The sequence below is a fragment of the Aminobacter aminovorans genome, from assembly GCF_900445235.1.
Lineage (GTDB): Bacteria > Pseudomonadota > Alphaproteobacteria > Rhizobiales > Rhizobiaceae > Aminobacter > Aminobacter aminovorans.
On the sequence record NZ_UFSM01000002.1, the window covers coordinates 29,136 to 53,323 of the forward strand.

Here is a 24,188-nt window from a genome sequence, read left to right on the forward strand (position 1 = left end):
TTTCCTGCCACAGCGCGGCGTTGGCGACATTGATGCCGCCGCGCGTGGTGATCGTGGTGTCGCCAAGATAGCGGTAGACCTTGCCACCCGCTTCGACCCGGTCGCCCTTGATGATGTCTACCGCCGCGCTTGCATCGGTGACCACATCGAGGTCGATTTCGACATCGAGATAGTCGAGCGCGACACGAACCTTGTCGCCTTGCTCGAGCGAACGCACGCCCGACTTGGTCGTGAAGTCATAATCGCCTGCGCCCAGCCGCTCGGCGGCGTTGCCTATCAGGTCGGTCAAGGCATTCAGCGTGCTTGCCGGCAGCGCTGTTGCCACCACCTTGATGTCAGCCGAAATCGTGGCCGCGTTGTCGGCCTTCACTTCGACCTTGCCGCCGGCCTCGACGGTCTTGGTTGCGTTGCCCGAGCCATCGACAGCCGCACTGTTGTCGATATAGGCCGATGCGCCGGCGGAAACCTTGTTGCTGGCAAGGATTGCCCCTGCCGCTGTGCCGCTGACGCCATATTTGGCGCCGGCGGCGAAGTCGTTTTCCCATTCCATCAGCGATTCAGCGCCGAGAACCGACTTGATGCCGGCCACATTGACCGCCACGAGCGCAATGTCGCCGCCGACATCGATGCTGGAATTCTTGACGTAGGCAGTGGTCAGAACCGGGCTCTCGGCCTTCAGCGCCTTGCCGATCTCAGGCGAGCCGATCAGCGTGTCGACCGCATCGAACAACAGGTTGCCCGGCTCGTAACCCACCGCATTGAAAGCAATGACGAAGCCGATCGTCTTGCCCGAGCTGGTCAACTTGCTGAGCGCGGTCGCATCGATGGTCGCGTCGGTGCGCGCCGAGACATTGAGATCGCCGCTTACGCCGGCGACGACGGAACTGTTGTCAACGGCAGCCTTGGCGCCACCCTGCACCGTATTGGAAACCGAAATGCCGGCCGTGCTGTCCCAGCCATCGATGACGCTGTTGTCGACGGCCTTGATCTTGGCCGACTCCTTGGCATCGACCGTGACGTCGCCGACCGTCGTGACCGACGTGTCGGTGAGCGACGCCTCGACATTCGACTTGACCTGGTTGCGGGCGAAGATGCCGCCCTTGCTGGTGGCGTTGCCGACCACCGATTTTTCGTCCATGCCAAGAGCGAGCAGGCCGGTCTTGACCATCGATGCCGGGATGAGGCTTTCGGTGTTGAGCTTCTTCCACAGGCCGAAATCGTTGAAATTGGCGGTGGCGAGATTAACCGACGTGCCGTCGGCGCCCATGTACTGGTAGATCGCGCCCTTGTCGCCGGTGCCGGCGTAATCGTCAGCCGAGCTGATACGCACCTTGTCGCCGAGATTGAGCGACGGCGTACCGGATTTGGTCGTGTAGTCGTAGTCGTCAAGGATATTGCTGGCGATCGAGTTGACGATGTCGGCGCCATTGGTGTTGTCGAGCTCGGCGGTAACGCCAAGGCTGGTGCTCGCGTCGATCTCGGCGCGGTCCTGCGCCTTGACGGTGACGGTGTCCGCCTTGACCGTGCCGCCACTGATCTTGGCAATCGCGGCACTGCTGACCTTGTTGCCGGAGATGACGGCACCGGTGCTTGTCACCTTGCCGTCGAACAGGGCTTCGTAGGAAGCCGTTGCCCGGTTGTCGATGGAGGCAGAGATCACCGCCTCGGAAACCGCTTCCACCGACACATCGCCATTGGACGTGATATCGGTATTGCTGATCGAGGCCTCGACGTTGAATGGATTCTCCGTGCGCAGCCGGATGTCCGACGCCCCCGCCGGTTCGGCGATGTTGTGGACAACGTCGCCAAGCAGAGTTTCCACCGTATTGAACAGCAGATTGCCGCGTTCCCAGCCAATCGTGTTGTTGGAAATCTGGAACGCAGACGCCTTGTTGCCGTTTGCGGCGGTGGCAACGGTCGAGTTTTCGGAAACGATGTGCGAGCTGTTTTCGGCGAAAACCGTGACGTCGCCAATCTTGTTGGCGTCGGTGCCGAGCTTGCTGTCTTCGATCTTGGCCGAAGTCTGGCCCTGGATGAGATTGGTGGCCACGACCGCGCTCTGCGCCTTTGTCGTGCCGCCGCCAGAGAGAAATTTCTTGAACAGGAAGCCCTTGGCGCCCTTCGGCGCGACCTTTTCGATCAGCTTGTCCTGGTTGAAGGGGGAACCACCCTTGGCCTCGCTCAATATGTCGGCATTGGCCTCGATCTTGCCGATGGATTCAGCCGTGACTGTCAGGCGGGCCGCCTCGAGATCGACCTTGCGCACAAGCGCGGTCGCACCGCCGCGTACGTCGTTGAACACCAGGGCTGCACCGGTCGCAGCGCCGCCGGATGCGCGCAGATTGTACTTGTCGGTGACGATCGAATAGTCGGTGTCGGGCTTCCACAGATCGCGGTCGGTAAAGTCGACGTTCAGCAGATTGAGCGTCGGGTTGTCAGCGCCGAGATAGGTATAGATCTGCCCCGGCTCGCCCTTGATCAGCTGCCAGTAGGCTGGGTCGTCGAAATTGCGCGCCGGGTTGTTGAGCTTGAAATTGATCGTCTGGTCGGAGCCAATATATTTGTAGAGCTTGCCGGCCTCGCCGAGCTTGGCCACGGCAACGACGTCGCCGGTCTTGACATTGATGGCGCCTTTGAAGCCGTCCGTGATGGTGTCGTAGTTGAGGCCGACCGTCGTGCCATAGGCGACAGGTACGACAAGCCCGTCCACCAGCTTGCGGTCGCCGCCAACCTGGCTGCCCAGAACGCCGTCGATCGTGCGCTCGAGCGAATGCAAGCCGCCGTCACTGGAAGCGGTGCCAGATGAGACGATCTTGACGTTCGAATTGACCGTTGTGTCGTCGGACGCCGTCACGGTGATCGCGCCAGCAGCCTTGACGGACTTGTTGGTCGTGCCCCCGTCGATCAAAGCAGAAGCCAGTCGGCTGACCTGGTTGGTCGCCAGAACCACGCCCATCGCCTTGGCGCTGATTTTGAGCAGGCCAGTCGCCTCGGCACGCGAGGTGTTCGACACGGTGGCGTTCACCACGCCCCTGGAGGCTGCTGCGACCAACAAGGCACCGGCCGCGCTGACGACTGAATCGGTGATCGACGCCTTGACCTGAACCTGTTCCTCGGTCGTCCAGAAGGAGGTTCCCAAAATGGCGTCAAGCGTCGCCTGGGCGATGCCCGGCACCTTGAAGCCGACAATGTTCATCGCCTCAAGTCCGGTGACGGCCTTGGCACCGCCCTTGAGCAAGCGGCCGACACCGCCACGCCCGTCGATGTTGATGTAGATCGTCGCGTCGAGGAACGTATCGTCGACGGCTTCGACCTTGATGTCGCCGCCATTGCTGGTCGAAAGGTTGCTTGCCGACACGGTCGCCAGTGTCGAGCCGTTGACGATATTGGCCACCAGGACGCCGGCATTGACCTTCTTGGCGTTGACCTGATTTGTCGGATCGTCGCCACTGTCTTCGAGCGCCTCTTCCATCGGCAGCGACAGGCCAAATGCCGACAGCTTGGTCTCGTTGATCGCCGAAACGACGATCGCACCGGCGCTGGTGACAACGCTTTCCGACAGCACGGCGCCTGTCGTCTTGGTGACCTCGTTGATCGAGCTGACCCGCGCGATGTGCTTCTTGGCCTTGGCGTCGGTCTCCGTCATGCGCGGCTGGAACGGCAGCGCGGTGGCCTCGAATTCGGAGCGGTCGGCGGCGACCACCGTCACCCCGCCGGCCCCTGCCGTAACCACGCTTTCGTCGATCCCGGCGGTGGTGCCGCCGGTGACGCGATTTTCCGCATCGAGGCTCGATGCGCGGTAGATGGTGTCGCTTTCGGCGGAAATGTTCAGCCCGCCGGCGACGACTGTGACGCCGCGCACCAGCGCCGTGGTCGTTTCGGTCGCATCATTGGTCACCGAACCAATGCTGTTCGAGGCAATGTCGTTACGAACCTCGCCGGCATTGCGCGCCGCAATGACGACATCGCCGGCAGCGTTGATGACAGTTGGCTTTGTGACAACGGCCGCCGTGGCCGGCCCGACAACAACTTCGGTCGTACGCGACACGTCGACATCGGAATCGATTGCCGAAAACACGACGATCGTCGCCAGCGCCGGGATAAGGGCATCCTTCTCGGTCTGGATCTTCACCCGGACGAGGCTTTCGTCGCCGGCCGAGATCGTCACTTCGCTCGCACCGCCGACCGCACCGCCGGCCTGGGTGATCTGGGCTGCGGCATCGACGGTCACTGCCGTCCTGTTGGTGACGGTGACGTCGGATTCGACCTGCGCGTTGCTGAAATCGGCAATGTTTGCGGCGACCTCGCGCAGCTTGTCCATCGACAGCTGGCCGACAGCGATCAGGTTGGTGAAGGCCTCGCTGCCGGTGTTGATGATGCCGTCCGGGAACACCTCGTTGATAAGGTTGGCCGGCAGGATGCCGTCGAGTGCGTTCGTCGGCAGCGCGATTTCACCAATGCCGAGGAAATTGGGCAGCGGCACCTCGGTCAACAGGATGTCGACGTCAACATCGGTCTTGGCGCTGACGGCAGTAGTGCTGCCGTTGAGGCGCGCTGTCGAGGCTAGTGCGACGGTGGCGGTATTGTTCAGCGTGGCGACGATGTTGCGCAGCGCCGGATCAGCCTTGCCGTGCATCTTGAGCACGTTGGCTGCGCGAGCGGCAATCTTGACCGCTCCATTGGTCGCCGTCAGCGAACCTGCGATGGTGATGGTGGCGGAGGTCGTGCCGCTTGCGCTCAGCGTCGCTCCGGAGCCGGCGGCTCCAAGCGAGGTGCGCAGGTGATCGATCGCCTTCAGGTCGATCGACTTGGCGCTGATGACAGCGCTTGCGCCAATATTGATGTCTTCAGCGCTGAGTCCCAGCGTTCCGGCCGCGTTGAGCGTGGCATTGACGACGATTTCCTCGCCGGCATCGACCATCAGCGAAAAATTGGCCCATGCCGGCAGCGAGCTGATCGTCGTCACGTTGGCGTTGTCGCCGAGGTAAAGCCACAGCGACGTCTGTGCAGCAATGTTGGTCGCCGCGCCATCGATAGTAACGACGAGGTTGCCGCCGGATGCCGAGATCGAAACGTTCTTGTTTGTCGCAGCGTTTACCAGAGCCGACAGGTCCTGGGTCAGGTGGCCGGCAACGCCCGGGTTGAACGGCTCCATGTTCTCGAAGACAAGGCCCTGCCCGCCGACGGTAAGCTTGCCCGAGCCTGCCGAACCCAGCTCGATTGCGGTGGCCGTGGCACCGGCAAAAATGATCGTGTCCTTGCCGCCATAGCCGCCATCGATTGCGCCCGACAGCCGACCGGCCGCGCCGATCGTGAAAGTGTCGTTGTTGTTATGCGCGCCGCTGAGGTTTTCTACCCCATCGAACTTGGCCCTAACCTTGTCGCCGACAAGGTTGCCAGTGTTGTTTCCAGTGAGATTCCAGGCGGTATTGTCCGAGGAATCGAACACGATACGGTCGTTGCCGGCTCCACCGCTGAACGAGATTTCCGGCGCGAGCGTGAGCCCCCCGAATGAATCCTCGTCGATGGTCAGTGTGTCGTTGCCGGCACCGCCTGAGATCGTGATGCCGGTGATCGTGCTGAGGTCGCCAAAGGCCAGCACCTTGCCGCCACGCGCCTGATCGACGATTTCGACACGCTGGATCGTGGTCGCGACATTGTTGGCGTTCTCGACCTCCTCGATCAGGCGGACGAGGATCTGGTGGTCGATGTCGACGCCATCGGTGGCAAGGTTGACGTTGAGGTCGGCGTTGAGCAGCAGGCGCGGCTCGAGCGGATCGAAGATCAGGCGAACGCGATCGGCGAGCTCGCGCTGTACGCGCGAACCGCGCGCGAGACGCGCCAGCTTGGCCGACAGGACCTCCGACAGCTTCGCGCGGCGGTGCGATATCGGACGTCCCGATACACCTTCCGACTTGAACGGAAACGCCATGCCCCTTCTCCCCTTCGCCTACCACGCACAAAGGGCCGGGGCCTATCGGTCCCAGCCTGCCGCCTCCCGGAACGGAAACGGGAGCGCCAAGCGCTCCCGTACAACCTATGCCACCGTTGGTTCCGGAGCCGTCTGCTCTTCTGCGACTTGCTCGCCCCCCACAGCTCCCGCTCCAATGCGCTCTGCCGTCGAGGTCAGGTGGCGCATGGAAAAGAGATGCAGGTAAATCAATTCCAGATCGTCATATGCCTGCAGTTCCGCCAACTGTTCGCCGCTAAGCGCCTTGAGACGCTCGCGGTTGACCGCAAGAAAGCCCGACAGCGTCAGCACCTGCCGGTTGCGTAGAGTGAAGCGCGCCTGCATCGACTCGAACAGGCCAAGTTCGTTGAGGCGCTTGGTCAGGCCGCGGGTGCGATGGAATTGCACCTGATAGGCTTGCAGAAATCCGAGCACGCTTTCGAGATACTGCGTGCGCTCGCCGTCATTGTCGAACAGCCGCTCGCCGCGGCCGGTTCGATTGCAGCCCTCGAACTCCTCGTCGACGCAGAGCGTAAAGTTCGCGCCATCGTCGTCGCTTGAAAACACAAACGGATAACGGCGCAGGAACGCCGGAACGTACTTGCCGCCCCAACCGCCCTTGTCGTCGACGAACAGGTTTTCATTGTCGCGCACGCCAAGCAAAACAACCGGGATGATGTCTTCGCCCTGTCCGGCAAAGACCACCGTGTACTCATCCGCGGCATGCGCGAATTCGGCCGCCATGAGCGGCACCGAGTTCACATGGCGCGCATAAGAAAAGTCCCCGCCAACCTTGACCGAGAGGTCTCCGTGGGCTTGCCGCGTCACCGGAACGGCGCGCTCGTAAATCAGAAGTTGTTTTGCCATCCCCGCCCGCACGCAATTTTAATGAGATTCTGTCCGACCTAACGCACGGTAACATTGCATATTAGCAAATGGAAAGAGGCTGTGATGCGGCCAGGCTAGAATTCTGCAGCTGGACCAAGAAAAGGCCGCAGTAAATCCTTATGATCGCCGAAACGCTTGATGTAGGCGGTGTTGAGCCCAAGGCATTGCTTGGAAACACAATTGTCCCGGTGTGGACATTGGTAGAAGCCGTTTCGAGCGAATTCATCCCAAAAAGCCGGGTCGATAAACAGCTGCGGCTGGTCGTTAACCAAAAGTATAGAATCTGCGCCGAGCAAGCATTCCGGATAGTTCTTGATCTCGACCTCTCGCCCCAGCGCCTGCGCCATACGGGTGGCCTCGCGCAGATAGGGCAATGCGTCCAGGTGATTGGCAACGAGGCCTTTCTCGTCGGTTTCCTTCATCGGGAAATAGAACCAGAATTCCATCTGGGTCAGCTTGCGAAGGTGTCCGAGCGCACTGACGATGCCGGGCAACAGGCGATAACTGTCCTCGGTCACCACAGTGTTGGTGATGGTCGCCACCCCGTCATAGCTGTCGAGGATCTCCAGGCCCCTCAGCGTCTTTTCAAATGATCCGTCAACGGTCGTAATGCCATCGTGGCTTGCCGCATCCGATCCTGCAACACTGACAAAGAACTCATCGATGCCGGCCTCGACGAGTGCCTGGCTGTAGGCTGCGCGTCCGAGATGCATGCCATGCGTTTGTATCCGGACATGTTCGAAGCCTGACGCACGCGCCCGTCGAGCCAGTTCGGGCAGATCACGTCGGAGGGTAATTTCCGATCCGGTCAGGATCAGCCCCGTCCAGTCTCCGGTGCGGGCATTGTGTTCGAGCAGCCTCGCGAAGGCTTCGTCGCTTTGCGGCGCAAGCCTGTCCATCGTGCCCTCGATCATGCAATGCTTGCAGGCGAGGTTGCAGCGGAACTCCATCGTGAGCGAGACGTATTTGGAGTGGTCGTAGATGGCCATCAGGCGTCCTGCGGCTCAGACAACGCCATAATAGGCGCTCTTGAGTATCTCGATGCGTCCCTCGATCATACGGTAGTCTATGCCGACATCATAGAGCATGTGATCGAGACGGCTTTTGTTATCGCGGAGGAACTGCTGCAAGCTGGAAGGATAATCGAGCTTTTCGACAAACCAGATCAGTTGATCGATGCGGATGCGCGAGAAATACACACCGTCATTATGCTTCTTGTTGGCCACGACCACGATGCCGCAATCGCAAAGCTCCGGCCACAGGATCGCCGCCGGATCGAGGCCGGCCAGGTCGAGATGCGCCGAGGTGCACACCTTGCCGACGATGTCGTCCCAGTTCTTCTCGCGGTCGAAGAAGTAATACAGATTGTCGAAGCGAAGCCCCGTCCGGCTGAGCTGGTAACACAGCCCCGACGAGACCATCGCGCTGGGGTTGCCCAGATAGACGCTGAGCTCGTCGACGCAGCGACGGCCCTCGCCCAGATCCTCGTCCAGATCGATCGAGAACATGAAATACGGACGCTTGGACGACAAGGCGAGATTGGAGCCCGCAAACGGCGCTATGGCCGCCAGCACGCGCTCGATCGAAACCGTTCGCTCAAGCCGGCCATAATCATAGAAATAGAGCTCCCAACTGTATCGGTCGCCAAGCTTCTTGACGCCCCAGACGGTCCGAAACGCACCTATTTCAGCCTTTATCGCCCGCACTATTTCGGCGAGCCGTGGCGGAGCGCCCAATGTTTCGAAAGAATGCCACAGAAGCGTCGACGAGCGCAGCTTGCCCGCGGTCGGCGCCAGCGGCCGGTAGTCCCACAGGCAGTAGTCGTAGTAGGGATCGGACGGCTGTGCCCACTCAAGCATGTTCACGGCCAGTTCCCTTTCGTCCACTCACGCCGAAATAGAGCGTGGCGAAATCCTGACCGTTGCGCCCAAGCCCGCCTGAGATATGGCCAAGGGTCGCGGATTCAAGCCGGACCAGCAGGCGCTCCAACTCCTGGTTTTCGAGATCATAGGCGCGGGCAAGAGTCCGCAGGGTTGCTTCAACCTCGTGGACCGCAAGCCCGGCGGCATAGAGATTGACGTCGAAGGAGCGACGCACCGAACCCTGCTCCGATACCTCGAGAAAGAATATCTGATCGTCCTCGCAGCGCCGCCGCGCACGCTCGACAATTGCCCGTGCGGCCACAGCAGACGGCAATCCGCCAAAGCCCGGCATGGCTAGACGCACATTGATTGCCGCGATGCCCCTGGCATCCGCCGGCCAGACATAACGCGTGGTCGCCGCGTCATGTGGGAGCCTTGCCTGCCACTTGACGGCCAGATGGACGAGGACATCGCTGGGAGCGTTACCCGTGGCAGCAAGCCGGGCAGCGCTGACATCGGCGGGAAACTCCAAGTAGACCTTGTAGACACCGGCCGCGCCGCCCTCGTAGCCGAACTGCACGATGTCGGCGTCGGCAAGGCGCGCCACAAGGATTGCCAGCATGTCGTCGGGCATGCCCAGCTTGCCGGCAAACCAGGCCAATCGGGCCTCGGGGTTCGTGCCCAGCGAGCTTTTGTGCAGTATCGCAAGGAAGCGATCCTCGTTGATAAAGTTCTGGCCAAGCTTGATCGAACGCTCGAGGCCGAAGGGAACGTCGAGCAGCTCGATCATCGACAGCAGCCGGCGGCCTGCCGGGCCGATCGTCAAGCCAACCAGCTCATCGCTTTCAGCTGCAATCATGCCGTTTCCTCAAAGCCGTGCCAAGATTGCGGAGAGCGCCTGTTCAGTCAGCTCGCGCTGCCCCAACCGGCCATCGAGTACAATGTCGGCGCCCGGTCGCACCCGCTTTCGTTGCACATCGTATGTGCCTGATATGAAACCTTGGTAATGGTCGAGATAGGCGCGCAGCCACCCGAGGAATTCCGCCGACTCATTCGGCGCGGCGCGAGCAGCAGCTTCGCCAATCTTGCGCGCCAGAGCGACATCTGCCGGCGTATCGATCCAGATCAGGACGTCGATCAGCTCGCCCGTTTGCCGATGCGCGCGTCCGAGCAACGTGTCGAACAGAACCAATTTCGGCCGGTCGCCCACCTCCGCAAGCCGCACAAGTTCGCCCGCCAGACGGTCGAGCTCGATCTCGTCGTAGTCCGAGCCTCGCTCGATCCAGCTCCGCACGTCCGCCGGCGGGCGGCTCGTCATCGTCTCGAAGTCGTCATAGTGCAAAGCTGGCACGCCAAGGCGCATGGCCAGCGCCTTGGTCAGCGTCGTCTTGCCCCCTCCCGGGTGGCCGGAGATCGCGATGACCGGAGCCTTCATTGCGCGGGCTTCCGCGCCGTGACCAGAAAGAACGGCATGTCCAGCTCCATCCATTCGACGGCAATGTCAGTCATGCCCAGGCCTGCCAACGTGTCCAGATACAGGCCGGGGTCGCGAAAGAACGGCAGGAATACCAGATTGGGAACCATGGCATAAGTCAGCGGCGCCTCGTCGAGCCTGATCGTGCCACGCTCGAAAATTGCCAGCTGGCCGGCGGGTTCCAGCGCCTCGACCGCCTTGCCGAGGAAAGCTCTCGCATAGTCCTCCGGCCAATCGTGCAGTACCGACTTGAAGCTGATGACATCGTGGCCGCGCGGCAGTGTCGACTGCCCCCGCAGGTCGCCCTCCATGAAATGCACGCGCCCGCCTTCGGCAAACTTGCCCACATGCTGACGCCCCAGTTCGCAAACCACCGGGAGATCGTAGACCGTCGCCATCAGTCGAGGTTGGCGCGCACAGGCCTGGCGCGCGAACTCGCCACTATTGCCACCGACATCGAGCAGGCTGCGGCTCTCGGCGAGGTTAAGACGCACAAGCGCCTCGGGCGCTTCATATTTGGTCAAGGTGGTGGTGTAGCTCACCCACCGGCGCGTCAGCTCAAGATTTTCGGCAGTGACCGCAAGGCAGCGATCGTAACGAAACAGCTCGAACACCTTGGCATTGGCCATAAAGCGAGGCACATCCGTGAGCAAAGCCTCGAAGTGCTCATGAACGTCGGGCGCAACCAGATTGGCAAACCACAATTTTGCCTCGAGCAGATCGCGCGCCTCAAGCGCCTGCCCGAATTCCCGGACCAGGCCATAGCCGCCAGAGTCTTCGACCACGCCGCTGGCCGACAGCAGGTCAAGAACCGCCCGCGCGGAGCCCTGCGGCATACACGCGAGCGCGCTCAGTGTCCGGACGTCCAGCCTGTCGCCTGACGCCAGCCGATCTATCCAGCCGCGCGCAAACGCCAGCGCCAGCGCTCGCGCCGACAGTTCCGTGGCGAGGTAACGGTCGACGATCTCAAACACATTCGATGGCATCGCACCCCAAATCCATGTCCTCCAAGCCGCGCCAGTTTCACATATCGCCTTGAAACGACTTCAAGACCGTTGCTGAAATCACACGCCGCCCTGCATCGAGGCAGCGACGACTACAATGAATGGCATCTTTATTTTGACATATTCAAAAAACGCATGTTAGTCGGTTTGAGTATAAGCGAGGGGACACGCATAAATGCTTAGATTGTTGTCGATTGCACTGGCAGCCGGAACCGCGATCCTGAGCACGGCCGCCTCGTCCCTCGCAGCCGACATGGCCGCCCCTGTCGAAACGACATATCAGGCGCCCAACTGGACCGGCTTCTATGTCGGCGTGCATGGCGGCATGGCCTCGGGCAGTCTCGGATACGTTCTGCCAAGCTTCCCCACCGATCTCGACTACAGTTTCTCGGATGAGGATGCGGTTTACGGCATACATGGCGGTTTTGACTACCAGTTCTCCAGTCGCTGGGTGGCCGGTCTCGAACTTGACTACACCAAGATGAGCTTGCCTTTTTCGCCCTTCAACGGCGGATTGAACAACCCCATTGCCAAGGTCAAATCGAGCTATTCGATTACCGGCAGGGTCGGTTATCTGGTCACACCGGAGACCCTGTTTTATGGCCGGCTGGGATATGCCTCCATCAGCATGGAAGCCGAAGAGGGTTTCACTGGCACGGCAAGTGGGTCGGTTGGTGCGACGAAGGCCGGCATCGGTGCCGAGACCTTCCTGTTTGACAACGTAACGGCCCGTATCGAAGCCAACTACGTAGATGCCTCGAAAGCATTCGTTACCGCCGATTCTCAAGCCTTTGATCCCAAGTATCTGGTTGTGAACGCTGGCCTTTCCTACCGATTCGGCGCCAAGGGCGGTTCCGCTCACGCCGCCGAACCGGCACCGGCAATGCAGTTTTCCGGCTTCTACGCCGGTGGTTTTGGAGCCTTCAGCTTCGCTCAGTCGACGCTTGAGGTGATTGACAATCCAGTTGCCACGACCGGACCGTTTGCCAGCGACGCGCTCGGCTTCGGTGGTTTTGTCGGTTACGACTTCCTCATCAACGATATGTTTGTCGTCGGCGCGGAAGCTGAGGCCGCCTACGTGAACGCCAAGTTCGAAGACCCGTCCATGAACTCGTTTGCAACCGGCGCGACCACCTTGTTTGGCACGCTCAAGGCGACTTATGCCGTTTCGGCACGGGTCGGCGTCGTTGCGACCCCCTCCACGCTGGTCTACGCCAAAGGCGGCTTTGCAGGCATGGTCATGGATGCCAACGAAGACTTCTTTGCTCTTGAGAACGGCGGCACCAAGACGCTTTCCGCTTATCAGGTCGGCGCGGGCATTGAATCTGCCCTGAGTGAGAAACTGACCCTGCGCATCGAAGGTGTGTACACCAAGGCCACTGACGAAATGATCCTGGGCAACTCGCAGACGGAGCAGGTTTCGATCAAGCCCTCTCTGCTGACGGGTCGTATCGGTCTTGCATACCGCTTCTGATGGCGCGGCAATCAGCCGGGGTCATGGCAATACCTCGCTAACACAATCGGCGGATGTGGCTTTGCGCTGACACGGGCTTCATCTATGTTCCGCAGGGCTGAGCGCCGCAATGGCGCATCAGGGGGAAGCATATGACAGGTAAAAGCAAGCAGCCAGTCTCCGGTGACGAAGGCGCTTCGCGCGGCGTGCAGTGGATCGAAGACCGCATGGCCACCCATTTCGCCAATGTCGTCAACGTTCAGGGCACGCGTGAACAGGTCGACATATTCTTTGGCACCAACCGCACCTGGAACGTCGAGGATGGCGGTTCTGTCGCTGTTGAACTGTCCAACCGCATCATCTTGACGCCGCTGGCGGCCAAGCGGCTCTGGACCGTTCTCGGCGGCGTCTTGCGCGAGCACGAAAGCCGCTACGGCCCCCTCGACGTGGAGTAGCGGGCGCAGCCAATGACACCCCCCAGGCACAGTGAGGAATTGGCGGATGCGCAAGCAACCGCGCGTCCCCTCACAGTGCTTGAACCAGCGCTTTGGCAGCGCCTCAACGAAGCCAGCACCGCCAGCGAACTGGCGACTGTGTGGCTGGCCCTCCAATGCAGCATGATACCAGGTGCGACAGCCGGCATCGTACGCGAGGCGACGAGCAACGGCTTCCGCCTGCTGGCTGCCTGGCCTGACGGCCATGGCGAACCGGTCGACCTCACGGCAACTGCGGAACTTGCTGTCAGTGAGGCCCGCGCGGTTGCGCGCGGGGCCAATGGCGCCGCCGACACAGCCCCTTCCGTAGCATATCCTGTCGTGATCGACGGCAAGACGGTCGCGGCAATCGCGGTATCAATGGCGATCTCGCAGCCGGCCCATGCCAAGGACGAGTTGCGCGGCGCCATCCGCCAGCTGCAATGGGGGTCGGCTTGGTTGCGGGACCACATGCGTCGGCTGCGCACAGAGGCGAGCAGCGGCAAACGTGACCAGTCCGCCGCCACGCTCGATTTCATTGCCACAGTGCTCGAGCATGAGAGCTTCAAACCGGCAGCGATGGCAGCTGCCACGGAGCTTGCGATCCGCTTCGACTGCGCCCGCGTGAGCATTGGTTTCCGCCGCCGTGGAACGACGCGTCTGGCGGCCATTTCTCATACCGCCCAGTTTGGCCGACAAATGAGCCTGGTTCGCGCCGTAGGATCGGCGATGGATGAGGCCATCGATCAGCGTGCCTCGATCCTGTATCCGATCGGGGCGGATGAGGCAGTCGCCGCCACCGCGCATCGCGATCTCGCGCGCATGCAGCATGACGGGCAGATTTTCACCGTGCCACTGTTTGTGGTCGACACTTTCGTCGGTGCCATCACCTTCGAGCGCGGCAAGGATCACGCCTTCGATCCCGAGACCGTTCGCCTGCTCGACGTCATCGCCACTGCGATCGGTCCGATCCTAGAGGAGAAGCGGCGCAACGACCGCTGGCTTGTGGTCAAGGCAGCCGAGGCGTTTGGCCTGCAGCTCAAGTGCCTGCTTGGGCCGGGCTATGTCGGGCGCAAGCTTGCGGTCGCCGGCATCGTCGCAGCATGCGCCTTCTTTGCCTTTGCGACCGACACCTATCGCGTCAACGCCGATGCCCAGATCGAAGGCCTGGAGCGCCGCGCCGTCGTCTCGGCCTATGACGGCTACATCCAGCAGGCCAACGTGCGCGCTGGTGAAATGGTCAAGGCGGGCGATACGCTCGCGACGCTCGAGGACCGCGAACTCTCGCTCGAGCGCTTGCGCTGGGCGACAGAGCGCCAGCAACGCGTGTTCGAACATGATCGCGCACTTGCAAGCCGCCAGCCGGCGACCATCAACGTGGTCAAAAGCCAGATTGACCAGGCCGACGCACAGCTGCGGCTCATCGATGAGCAGATCGCGCGCACAAAACTGATCGCGCCTTTCGACGGCATGGTGGTCTCGGGCGATCTGAGCCAGCGTGTCGGGGGTTCGGTCAGCCGCGGCGAAACACTGTTCGAGATCGCGCCGCTTACAGATTACCGCGTCGTCATGCAGGTGGACGAACGCCAGATCGCATCCATCGAAGTCGGACAAACAGGTGAGGTCGTATTCACCTCCCTGCCCGAGCAAGGCTTTGGTGTAACTGTCACCAAGGTGACCCCGGTATCGCAGTCGCATGAAGGCAAGAACCTGTTCCAGGTCGAAGGCGCGCTGACACGCAATTCGGAAAGCCTTCGCCCCGGAATGATCGGCATTGCCAAGATCAACATCGGAACCGAACCACTCATTGCGATCTGGACGCGACCGATGCTCGACTGGCTGCGGCTCGCCACGTGGCGCTGGATGCCGTGAGGTAGCCTCATGGCGAGGTCATTGTTCAGCCCATCCTGGTACCGCGTCGCCGACCTCAAGCTCAGGCTGCGCAGCCACGCCCAGATTCACCGCCAGCAATTCCGCGGTGAGCTCTGGTACGTGCTGCAGGATCACCAGACAGGCCGATTCCACCGGCTGTCGCCGTCGTCCAACCTGTTTGTGTCGCTGATGGACGGCAAGCGTAGCCTTGGCGAGATCTGGGATCTTGTCGGCCGGCGCGCCGGTGACGATCCCCCGACCCAGGACGAAGCGATCCAACTGCTTGCCCAGTTGCACGGCTCCGACCTGTTGCAGGGAGCCATGCCGCCCGATTTCCAGGAACTTGGCGAGCGCTCGGCCAAGCAGGCGCGAAGCGAGGTGATCAACAAGCTTCGCAACCCGATGTCGCTCCGGTTGCCGCTTTTCGATCCCAACGCCTTCCTCGATGCCACGATGCCGCTGGTCCGGCCGCTGTTCACCATCTATGGCTTCCTGGCCTGGCTGGCGCTGGTCGTCACCGGCATCGTTCTCGCGGTCATGCACTGGTCCGAGCTTACGTCCGACGGCACCGACCGGCTGCTCAGCGCATCCAACATCGCCATGATCGTCTTGATCTATCCGTTGGTGAAAACCATCCACGAGGCCGGCCATGCCTATGCGACCAAGGCTTTCGGCGGGGTCGTCCATGAAGTCGGCATCATGCTGCTGGTGCTGATGCCGGCACCTTACGTCGATGCAACGGCCTCGACCGGCTTTCGGGAAAAATGGCGCCGGATGCTGGTCAGCGGCGCCGGCATCATGGTCGAATTTGCCTTGGCGGCGATTGCCATGATCTTCTGGGCAAACGCCGAACCAGGCCTTGCCCGTGCCGTGGCCTTCAACGTGATGCTGATTGGCGGCGTGTCGACGATCTTCTTCAACGGCAACCCATTGCTGCGTTTCGACGCCTACTACATCCTCGCCGACCTGATCGAAATCCCCAATCTCGGCAACCGTGCCAACAAGTATTTCTGGTATCTGGTCCAGCGCTACCTGCTCGGTGTCGACAATGTCGAGAACCCCGCCTCGGCGCGTGGCGAACGCAAATGGCTATTCGGCTACGCCGTGCTCGCATTCCTCTATCGCGTGGTCTTGAGCCTGACGATCGCATTGCTTGTAGCGTCGAAGCTGTTTTTCATCGGCGTGCTGCTTGCGCTGCTGACCCTGTTCAATACCTTCATCCAGCCCCTGTTCAAGGGCGCGAAATATCTGCTGACGTCGCCGAAGCTTGACAGCAGGCGCGGCCGCGCCTTGGCAGTGACCGGCGCCTTGACGGCTGCGGTGTTGGGACTTCTGCTGCTGACACCCTTACCCTATGGCACCATTGCCCAGGGTGTTGTCTGGATCCCCGATCGCGCCCAGGTCAGAGCGGACACCGGCGGTATCGTCACCGAAATCCTCGCAAGACCCGATACCCTCGTTGCCGCCGGCACGCCATTGATCCGCCTTTCCGACGCCTCGCTTGACGGGCGCGTGAAGCTGCTCGAAGCGCAGGCAGCCGAATTGCGGCTGCGTTACGACGCGGTACAGTTTGCCGACCGGACCGCGGGTGACATGCTTCTGGAGCAGTTGCGCAACATTGACGGTATCATTGAATCCGGTCGTCAGCGGCGGGAGTCTCTGGTCATCCGCGCCAGGGATGGCGGCCGCTTTATCCTGCCAAATGCCGCCAATCTGCCGGGCCTGTACGTCAACCAGGGCGACCTTGTCGGCTATGTCGTATCATCTGCCACACCTGCCTTGCGCGTCATCGTCCCACAGAGCGAAGTCGATCTGGTGCGCGCCCGCACCAATCGCGTCGACATCCGCTATGCCAGTGACCCGGCTCGCGTCGTGCCCGCTCACATAAGCCGCGAAGTGCCGGCAGCCCAGCTCGACCTGCCGAGCCTGGCGCTTTCCACCGAAGGCGGCGGCGTGGTCGCGGTCCAGAATGGCAATGGCCCCAACAGTCGCCCGCGTGCTCTCGAAGGCCTGTTTGTATTCGATCTCGAACCCGAACAGGCGCAACGCCAATTGCTGTTGGGCAGCCGGGTTCACGTCCGCTTCGACCATGGCAGCGAGCCTGTCGCCTGGCGCTGGCTGCGCAGCCTGCGCCAGACGTTCCTGAGCCATTTCAATGTCTGATGCATCGACCCTACGGCCGCCGCAGCCGATCCTCTATGCCGAGCGCCCGGACAAGAAGAAGTCGCCGCTCGATGACTACGCCGCCAAGGCAGTTGCCTATCTGAAAGTGGCCGCCTCCAGCCATCGCGCCCGACGACTTGCTGGCATCGAGCGCAAGGTGGCGGCTTTCGACGACGAGATGCGAGCGCTCTCCGACGAGGAATTGCGTGCCCGCGGCCGCCAGATAGCGGTAGCCCTCAAGCGCCAGACGGGCTTTCCGGAACAGGTCGTCGCCGAGAGCTTTGCCGTCATACGCGAAATCTCCGGGCGGCTGAGCGGCCGTCGCCACTATGGCGTCCAGATGGTCGGCGCATACGCCTTGTTGCGCGGCTACCTCGCCGAAATGGCAACGGGCGAAGGCAAGACGCTGACGGCTGCGCTTGGCGCGGCAACCGCAGCTCTCGCGGGGCTGCCCGTGCATGTCGTCACCGTCAACGATTACCTCGCCGCACGCGACGCCGAACTCACCAAGCCGATCTACGACTGGCTCGGCCTCAGCGTCGGCGTGGTCGTCGCCGGTCAATCCGTCGACCAGCGCCGGGCGGCCTACGCCTGCGACATCACCTATTGTACCAACAAGGAACTTGCCTTCGACTATTTGCGCGACCGCATCATCCTGGGTCAGAACGGTGGCAATCTGCGGCTCAAGCTGGAGAGGTTGCAAGGCAGGAAGCCGCGCGCCGACCAGTTGCGCCTGCGCGGGCTGCATTTCGCCATCGTCGATGAGGCCGACAGCGTGCTTGTCGACGAGGCGCGAACCCCGTTGGTCATTTCCGGCGAAGCCAAGGGTGAGATTTCCACCACGACTGCCAAAGAAGCACTCGATCTCGCCGGCTTGCTCGAATCCGGCAAGCACTATGTGCTTGTCGCCGCCCAAAAGCGCATTGTCCTGACGCCTGAAGGACGCGAAACCATCGCTGCCTTCGCCGACGAGCGCGGCCAGGAATGGCGCGGCGTCGTGGTGCGCGAGGAGCTGGCGCGGCAGGCATTGTCAGCACTGCATCTGTTCCATCGCGGCGAGCAATATCTGGTGCGCGACGGCAAGGTGCAGATCATCGACGAACATACAGGCCGTGTCATGCCCGACCGCGCCTGGAGCGACGGTCAGCATCAGATCATCGAGGTCAAGGAAGGCTGTACGCCTTCGGCGCGACGCACGACGATTGCGCGGATGACCTACCAGCGCTTCTTTCGCCGCTACGCCCATCTTTCCGGCATGACCGGAACGGGGCGACAAGTGGCGCGCGAATTCTGGCAGGTCTATCGCTTGCCGGTCGTCACCATACCAACGCATCGGCCACGCCAGCGCATAGATCTCAAGGACCGCGTTCTCGCAAATGACGCAGAGAAATGGCGCCTGGTCACCGAACGCGTCAAGCAACTGAACGCCCAGGGCATTCCGATATTGCTCGGCACTCGATCGGTTGCATCCTCCGTCACCGCCAGCGAACGACTGTCGGCAGCCGGCTTGCAGCATCTGGTGCTGAATGCTGCGCAGGATGGCGTCGAGGCAGGCATCGTCGCGCTCGCCGGCGAACGTGGCCGTATCACCGTTGCCACCAACATGGCGGGCCGTGGCACCGACATTCACATTGCCGACGACATCGAAAAGATGGGAGGCCTGCATGTCATCATGGTCGAGCGCCACGAGGCCCGCCGCATCGACGACCAACTGGCGGGCCGTAGCGGACGTCAGGGACAGAAGGGTTGCTTCCAGGCGATCCTGTCACTCGACGACCCCCTGATGGAATTCGCCGCGAGTGGACTGTTCAAGGACTTTTGCCGTGTCGCACAACCGGTTTTGGGCGAAACGATAGCACGATGGCTGTTGCGCCATGCCCAGCGTCGGGCCGAACGTATCCATGCCGGCATGCGCCGCGACCTTTTGAAATCGGACGAAAACCAAACCCGCACCCTGGCCTTTACCGGCCGACCGGAGTGACCATGAAGCCCACTCTCGCTGCCGCCTCACTGTTCGCCGTGCTCTTGGTGTCTGCTGCGCACGCCGAGCCTCAGGTCTTCGATTGTGTCGCCGAGCCGGCGCAACGTGTGGCGATCGGCAGCCCGGTGACAGGCTTGCTTGCATCGGTCAGGGTCGGCCGTGGCGACGAGGTCAAGCGCGGCGACGAATTGGCTCGGCTGGAATCCACTGTCGAGGAAGCCAACGTCTCGCTTGCAACCGCACAGGCCAATGCGCGTGAGAGTCTCGAGTCGCAACGTACCCGCCTTGAGCTGGCCGAAGCCAATCTTGAGCGCTCACTCAAGCTCTTGAACTCCGGCGCGGTGACGCAGTCCAAGATCGACGAGTTGCAGGCGATCGTGGCCATCGCCAGGCGCGACCTGGTCACCGAAGAGTTGCGTCTCCGGCTCGCCGCCATCGAACTCGATCGGCAAAAATCACTGCTCGCCCGCCAGAGCATCAAGAGCCCCGTCGACGGTGTCGTGGTCGAACAGAGCTTGCGCGCCGGCGAGTTCGTCCGCCAGGACAGCGCCATCATGACCATCGCGCAGACCGACCCGCTGCATGTCGAGGCTTATGTGCCGACCACCTTGTGGGGCAAGATCGTGAAAGGCTCTCGCGGCACGGTATCGCTTGACCATCCTGCCAACACCCGCATCGAGGCCGAAGTAACGGTGGTCGATCGGATTTTCGACGCCGCCAGCGGCACATTCAGCATTCGCCTGGCTTTGCCAAATGCCGATGCCAGCATTCCCGCCGGCCAGCGTTGCAAGGTGAGCTTCGATACCACCGTCGCCGGACAATAGTGGGACGAGCTCTAGCGGTGAATTGTAGCTTTTACGGCAATACCTTGGTTGATCGCACCCAATGAACGGCAGGCACGATTAGTCGCTCAGTCGGAAATTGCGGATCCTGTCGAACAGCACGGCAAGCACGATGGCGCTGCCGATAAACGTGCCTTGCCAGAAGGCGTTGATGCCGAGGAGGCCAAGGCTGTTGCGGATGACTTCGATCAGGGCCGCGCCGATGATCGCGCCGAAGGCAGTGCCAACGCCGCCGGCCAGGTTGGCACCGCCGATGACTGCGGCAGCGATCACCTGGAGCTCCATGCCCGCGCCGATATTGGTGGTGACGGCACCGAGCCAGCCGGTCTGGATGATGCCGGCGATACCGGCCGAGAGTGCCGAGATCATGTAAACGGTAACCTTGATCTTTCGCACCGGAACGCCGGTCAGCGTCGCTGCATGCTCGTTGCCGCCGATGGCAAAGACATAGCGGCCAAATCTCGTCCAGCGCAGCACAAAACCGGTGAGCACCGCCAAAACGATCATGTAGAGCACCGGATTGGCTATGCCGAAGAACCAGGCGCCTCCACCCAGCGCCAGCAGCTTGTCGTGATCAGGGCCGAACTGGAAGACGACAGTGTTGTTGGATGCGACCATGGCCAGGCTACGCGCGATCGACAGCATGCCGAGCGTGACAACGAATGGCGGAAAGTCGAGATAGGCGATCAAAATGCCGTTGAACGCTCCGACTATAAGCGCGGTACCGATGGCCGCGGCAATGCCGACCTCGATGCTGTAACCGGCATTCATGACCACCGCCAGCACCATGCTACAAAGACACAGCACCGAACCGACCGAGAGATCGATGCCGCCCGTGATGATGACCAGCGTCATGCCGAGCGCGATGATCGCGACGAAGGTGACGTTGCGGGTGATGTTGTAGAGGTTTTTCGTCGTCGCAAATGAATCGGTGGCAAAGGACAGGAATATGCAGGCGAGAATGACGGCGATAAGGACCCAGAAAGTCTGGCTGCCGAAAACCTTCGACAGCCAGCTTTGCTGTTTCTGCGAAATGGTCTGGTCAAGGGTAATAGCCATCATCGACCTTCGTTACGTTTCGATGCGACCGACAGGAGTGATCATGCCTGTTCGATGGCACCGGTGATAAGCCCCGTCACTTCCTCCGGCGAACTCAAGGCAATCGGCTTGTCGGCAACCTTCCTGCCCCGCCGCATGACAATGACACGATCAGCCACCGAGAAGACATCAGGCATGCGGTGGCTGATCAGCACGACGGCAATGCCGCGATCGCGCAACTGGCGGATCAGGTTGAGGACTTCCGCAACCTGGCGAACCGAAATCGCCGCCGTCGGCTCATCCATCAGGACGATCTTGGCCTCGGAAAGCATGGTACGGGCAATGGCTACCGCCTGACGCTGCCCCCCCGACATCTGCCGGACGAGGTCGCGCGGCCGCGTCTCGGACTTCAGTTCCCTGAAAATCTCGCCCGCCCGCTTGTACATCGTCTTATAGTCGAGGACGCGCAGCGGTCCGAAGCCGCGGCGCAGTTCGCGACCGAGAAAGACATTCGCCGCCGCAGTCAGATTGTTGCACAGCGCAAGATCCTGATGGACGATCTCGATGCCATGCTGCCGCGCTTCCACCGGGCGATGCATGATCAGCTCGGCACCGTCGAGCCGCATGGTGCCATGGCTCGGCCGAAAGTTGCCGGCGATCATCTTGACCAGGGTAGACTTGCCGGCGCCGTTGTCGCCCATCAGGCCGACGACCTGTCCCGCCTCAAGCGAGAACGAAACGTCGTTGACCGCCTGGATGGCGCCGAAGTGCTTGGAAATGTTGGCGAGTTCGAGAACTGCCACCAGCCTCTAGCCTCCCGAAACATGCAAGCCTCGCAGCCGTCCCGCACTCGTCTCGGTCTGGCATTGCGAATTCGCGCTCTCAATCTCCTCCGAGGAGACGCGAAGACCTGCATTTATGCAAAACGTCTCGACAGCGTCAATCAATTGTCGGACGAACTCGATACAAATGTCTCAAAAATCTGTTTTGTCGGACAAATAGTGTTGACGACGAAGGCGCGCGGATATTAGCTAGGCATCGGAGGAAGAGCATGCTGATCCTTGTTACCGGTGCAACGGGCAAGGTCGGGCGGCACTTCATCGCTGGGCTGCTTGACGATCCGCGATTTTCCAACACCCATATCCGCGCGCTTTGTCACAACCGCTCTTTCGATGAAACCGACCGCATCGAGACGGCCCGTGGCTCGATCGCCGATCGCGACGTCGTGGCCAACGCCCTCGTGGGCGTCACCCACGTCGTGCACCTCGCCACATGCAAGGAAACGCCAAGCGACGTGATGGACGTCGCAGTCAAGGGACTGTTCTGGCTGCTCGATGAGTTTCGGCTGAGCGCAACCGCTCGGCAGTTCATCCTCATCGGCGGCGACGCCGCGATCGGCCATTTCTACTACCGCAACGATGCACCCCTTACCGAAGCGACACGACATCAGGCCTATCCCGGCAGCTATGCTCTGTCCAAGGTGCTCGAAGAGGTCATGCTGGAGCAGTTCGGCATCCAATATAGCATCAACTGGTGCTGCCTGCGCGCGCCATGGATCATGGAGAAGGACGACTTCCGATACACGCTTTCCTTCGGTGACGACGTTTTTGGCGGCCCGGTCTGGAAGACGCTGGTGCCGGAGGCAGACGCCCGGCGCTATGCCAGCGACGGCACTGTGCCACTGCTACGCGACGCCGACGGGCAGCCACTGAAGCGCAACTTCGTCCACGTCGACGATCTGGTGTCAGCCATATTGGCCGCGATCGACAATCCGCGGGCAAGCCAACAACTCTTCAACGTCTGCTTGGATCGCCCCGTCGATTATGGCGAGGTTGCAACTTACCTCGCCAGAACCCGACACCTCGAATCCGTCGACATACCGAGCCAGTACCACTCGAACTGGATGGACAATGCCAAGGCCAAGGACCTGCTTGGCTGGCAACCCAAATACGACCTGAAAATGCTCATCGACCTGGCCTGGCAGTACGAGCGTTCGGAAAATGATCCTCGCACTGTCTGGTATCCGGGTTGATTTCGTCGCGGGCACGCCGTGCCCGTTTGTTCAAATGGGAGGAAACAATGAGGAAGGCATTATTGCTTGCAGCAGCAGTCCTGGCACTCAGCGCTGGAAACGCGCTCGCCAAGAAGCAACTCGTCATCGTCGTCAAAGGTCTCGACAACCCGTTCTTCGAAGCGATCAACCAGGGTTGCCAGAAGTGGAACAAGGAAAACGCCAGTTCGGAATATGAGTGCTTCTACACTGGCCCGGCGTCGACCTCGGATGAGGCCGGCGAAGCGCAGATCGTCCAGGACATGCTGGGCAAGGCAGATACGGCTGCAATTGCCATTTCGCCATCGAACGCCAAGCTGATCGCCCAGACCATCAAGACAGCAAACCCGACTGTTCCGGTCATGACGCTGGACGCCGATCTCGCCGCCGAGGACGCGGCCTTGCGCAAGACCTATCTCGGCACCGATAATTACCTGATGGGTGCCCGCATCGGCGAGTACATCAAGAAGGCCAAGCCTGATGGCGGCAAGATCTGCACCATTGAAGGCAATCCAGGCGCCGACAACATCCTGCGCCGTGCCCAGGGTATGCGCGACACGCTGACCGGTCAGAAGGGCTTGACCGAACTGAAGGGTGAAGGCGGCTGGACCGAGGTCGCCGGCTGCCCGGTCTTCACCAATGACGATGGCGCCAAGGGCGTCCAGGCGATGACCGATATCCTGGCTGCCAATCCCGATCTCGACGCCTTCGGCATCATGGGCGGCTGGCCGCTGTTCGGTGCCCCGCAGCCCTATCGCGACCTGTTCAAACCAATGGCCGACAAGATCGCCAAGAACGAGTTCGTCATCGGCGCTGCCGACACGATCGGCGACGAAGTGGCTATTGCCAGGGAGGGTCTGGTCACTGCGCTTGTTGGCCAGCGGCCGTTCGAAATGGGCTACAAGGCACCGACGGTCATGATCGACCTGATCGAAGGCAAGAAGGTTGAGGATCCGGTCTTCACTGGCCTCGACGAATGCACCAAGGACACGGTCGACACCTGCATCCAGAAGTAGGGTTGCATGTCGGAGCGCCTGGTTCGCCGGCGCTCCGACAAGCCTGTGCGGTTCATTTGGAGCGCCGACGGTTCCGCCGCGCGCGGCGGCCTTGCTGCACACCAATCAAAACGGAATTGGTC

At 61.4% G+C, this 24,188-nt stretch carries 17 protein-coding genes (1 of these 17 only partly in view); 8 read left to right on the top strand and 9 right to left on the bottom strand.

The window, feature by feature from the left end; genetic code table 11:
• From DY201_RS24690 to DY201_RS24720, 7 genes are all read right to left on the bottom strand, one after another.
• Positions 1–5,932, bottom strand: partial view of an LEPR-XLL domain-containing protein gene (locus tag DY201_RS24690; RefSeq protein WP_115733991.1) — the beginning only. 22,526 nt of this gene lie to the left of the window's left edge; 5,932 of the gene's 28,458 nt are visible here — the first part of the coding sequence; its start codon is at positions 5,930–5,932; the stop codon falls past the left edge of the window.
• A 105-nt stretch (positions 5,933–6,037) separates the two neighbouring features.
• Positions 6,038–6,817 carry a SapC family protein gene (locus tag DY201_RS24695; RefSeq protein ID WP_115733992.1) on the bottom strand — a complete coding sequence of 260 codons (780 nt, stop codon included), beginning with the start codon at positions 6,815–6,817 and terminating at the stop codon, positions 6,038–6,040.
• A 95-nt stretch (positions 6,818–6,912) separates the two neighbouring features.
• Entirely contained in the window at positions 6,913–7,827 is a 915-nt protein-coding gene (locus tag DY201_RS24700) for a radical SAM protein (RefSeq protein WP_115733993.1), read from the bottom strand.
• A 15-nt stretch (positions 7,828–7,842) separates the two neighbouring features.
• The gene (locus DY201_RS24705; RefSeq protein ID WP_115734298.1) at positions 7,843–8,697 is read right to left on the bottom strand and encodes a hypothetical protein; all 855 of its coding nucleotides are present in this window, start codon (positions 8,695–8,697) and stop codon (positions 7,843–7,845) included.
• Positions 8,690–9,559, bottom strand: coding sequence for a hypothetical protein (locus DY201_RS24710; RefSeq protein ID WP_115733994.1), 870 nt, complete (start codon positions 9,557–9,559; stop codon positions 8,690–8,692). Before DY201_RS24710 ends, DY201_RS24705 begins: the two co-directional genes overlap by 8 nt.
• 9 nt (positions 9,560–9,568) lie before the next feature.
• On the bottom strand, positions 9,569–10,135 hold the full coding sequence (locus DY201_RS24715) for a nucleoside/nucleotide kinase family protein (protein WP_115733995.1): 567 nt from the start codon (positions 10,133–10,135) through the stop codon (positions 9,569–9,571).
• Positions 10,132–11,160, bottom strand: a complete 1,029-nt coding sequence (locus tag DY201_RS24720; protein ID WP_115733996.1) for a methyltransferase — start codon at positions 11,158–11,160, stop codon at positions 10,132–10,134. Before DY201_RS24720 ends, DY201_RS24715 begins: the two co-directional genes overlap by 4 nt.
• Before the next feature lie 193 nt (positions 11,161–11,353).
• Between DY201_RS24720 and DY201_RS24725 the strand changes: the two genes are divergently transcribed.
• From DY201_RS24725 to DY201_RS24750, 6 genes are all read left to right on the top strand, one after another.
• Positions 11,354–12,652, top strand: coding sequence for an outer membrane protein (locus tag DY201_RS24725; RefSeq protein WP_115733997.1), 1,299 nt, complete (start codon positions 11,354–11,356; stop codon positions 12,650–12,652).
• A 131-nt stretch (positions 12,653–12,783) separates the two neighbouring features.
• Complete coding sequence (locus DY201_RS24730) at positions 12,784–13,086, top strand: DUF3467 domain-containing protein (RefSeq protein WP_115733998.1); 303 nt, start codon at positions 12,784–12,786, stop codon at positions 13,084–13,086.
• A gap of 12 nt (positions 13,087–13,098) precedes the next feature.
• On the top strand, positions 13,099–14,976 hold the full coding sequence (locus DY201_RS24735) for an efflux RND transporter periplasmic adaptor subunit (protein WP_115733999.1): 1,878 nt from the start codon (positions 13,099–13,101) through the stop codon (positions 14,974–14,976).
• A 9-nt stretch (positions 14,977–14,985) separates the two neighbouring features.
• A complete protein-coding gene (locus DY201_RS24740; protein ID WP_115734000.1) occupies positions 14,986–17,139 on the top strand; it encodes a PqqD family peptide modification chaperone in 2,154 nt (717 codons plus the stop codon).
• Positions 17,132–19,120: a preprotein translocase subunit SecA gene (locus DY201_RS24745; RefSeq protein ID WP_115734001.1), complete on the top strand. Its 1,989-nt coding sequence runs from the start codon at positions 17,132–17,134 to the stop codon at positions 19,118–19,120. Before DY201_RS24740 ends, DY201_RS24745 begins: the two co-directional genes overlap by 8 nt.
• A gap of 2 nt (positions 19,121–19,122) precedes the next feature.
• Positions 19,123–19,944, top strand: coding sequence for an efflux RND transporter periplasmic adaptor subunit (locus tag DY201_RS24750; protein WP_165915995.1), 822 nt, complete (start codon positions 19,123–19,125; stop codon positions 19,942–19,944).
• A 78-nt stretch (positions 19,945–20,022) separates the two neighbouring features.
• On the opposite strand, the gene DY201_RS24755 is transcribed toward DY201_RS24750, so the two are convergent.
• Positions 20,023–21,021: an ABC transporter permease gene (locus tag DY201_RS24755; protein WP_115734299.1), complete on the bottom strand. Its 999-nt coding sequence runs from the start codon at positions 21,019–21,021 to the stop codon at positions 20,023–20,025.
• A 41-nt stretch (positions 21,022–21,062) separates the two neighbouring features.
• Positions 21,063–21,806, bottom strand: a complete 744-nt coding sequence (locus DY201_RS24760; RefSeq protein WP_115734003.1) for an ATP-binding cassette domain-containing protein — start codon at positions 21,804–21,806, stop codon at positions 21,063–21,065.
• A gap of 245 nt (positions 21,807–22,051) precedes the next feature.
• Between DY201_RS24760 and DY201_RS24765 the strand changes: the two genes are divergently transcribed.
• Positions 22,052–23,032: an NAD-dependent epimerase/dehydratase family protein gene (locus tag DY201_RS24765; RefSeq protein WP_115734004.1), complete on the top strand. Its 981-nt coding sequence runs from the start codon at positions 22,052–22,054 to the stop codon at positions 23,030–23,032.
• Between the two features lie 47 nt (positions 23,033–23,079).
• On the top strand, positions 23,080–24,066 hold the full coding sequence (locus DY201_RS24770) for a substrate-binding domain-containing protein (RefSeq protein WP_115734005.1): 987 nt from the start codon (positions 23,080–23,082) through the stop codon (positions 24,064–24,066).
• Positions 24,067–24,188: the final 122 nt, after the last annotated feature.

What these genes read in the sequence shown, in the direction of transcription:
- DY201_RS24695 (WP_115733992.1), bottom strand. Translation starts at nt 6,817, where the DNA reads ATGGCAAAACAACTTCTGATTTACGAGCGCGCCGTTCCGGTGACGCGG.
- DY201_RS24700 (WP_115733993.1), bottom strand. Translation starts at nt 7,827, where the DNA reads ATGGCCATCTACGACCACTCCAAATACGTCTCGCTCACGATGGAGTTC.
- DY201_RS24705 (WP_115734298.1), bottom strand. Translation starts at nt 8,697, where the DNA reads ATGCTTGAGTGGGCACAGCCGTCCGATCCCTACTACGACTACTGCCTG.
- DY201_RS24710 (WP_115733994.1), bottom strand. Translation starts at nt 9,559, where the DNA reads ATGATTGCAGCTGAAAGCGATGAGCTGGTTGGCTTGACGATCGGCCCG.
- DY201_RS24715 (WP_115733995.1), bottom strand. Translation starts at nt 10,135, where the DNA reads ATGAAGGCTCCGGTCATCGCGATCTCCGGCCACCCGGGAGGGGGCAAG.
- DY201_RS24720 (WP_115733996.1), bottom strand. Translation starts at nt 11,160, where the DNA reads ATGCCATCGAATGTGTTTGAGATCGTCGACCGTTACCTCGCCACGGAA.
- DY201_RS24725 (WP_115733997.1), top strand. Translation starts at nt 11,354, where the DNA reads ATGCTTAGATTGTTGTCGATTGCACTGGCAGCCGGAACCGCGATCCTG.
- DY201_RS24730 (WP_115733998.1), top strand. Translation starts at nt 12,784, where the DNA reads ATGACAGGTAAAAGCAAGCAGCCAGTCTCCGGTGACGAAGGCGCTTCG.
- DY201_RS24735 (WP_115733999.1), top strand. Translation starts at nt 13,099, where the DNA reads ATGACACCCCCCAGGCACAGTGAGGAATTGGCGGATGCGCAAGCAACC.
- DY201_RS24740 (WP_115734000.1), top strand. Translation starts at nt 14,986, where the DNA reads ATGGCGAGGTCATTGTTCAGCCCATCCTGGTACCGCGTCGCCGACCTC.
- DY201_RS24745 (WP_115734001.1), top strand. Translation starts at nt 17,132, where the DNA reads ATGTCTGATGCATCGACCCTACGGCCGCCGCAGCCGATCCTCTATGCC.
- DY201_RS24750 (WP_165915995.1), top strand. Translation starts at nt 19,123, where the DNA reads ATGAAGCCCACTCTCGCTGCCGCCTCACTGTTCGCCGTGCTCTTGGTG.
- DY201_RS24755 (WP_115734299.1), bottom strand. Translation starts at nt 21,021, where the DNA reads ATGGCTATTACCCTTGACCAGACCATTTCGCAGAAACAGCAAAGCTGG.
- DY201_RS24765 (WP_115734004.1), top strand. Translation starts at nt 22,052, where the DNA reads ATGCTGATCCTTGTTACCGGTGCAACGGGCAAGGTCGGGCGGCACTTC.
- DY201_RS24770 (WP_115734005.1), top strand. Translation starts at nt 23,080, where the DNA reads ATGAGGAAGGCATTATTGCTTGCAGCAGCAGTCCTGGCACTCAGCGCT.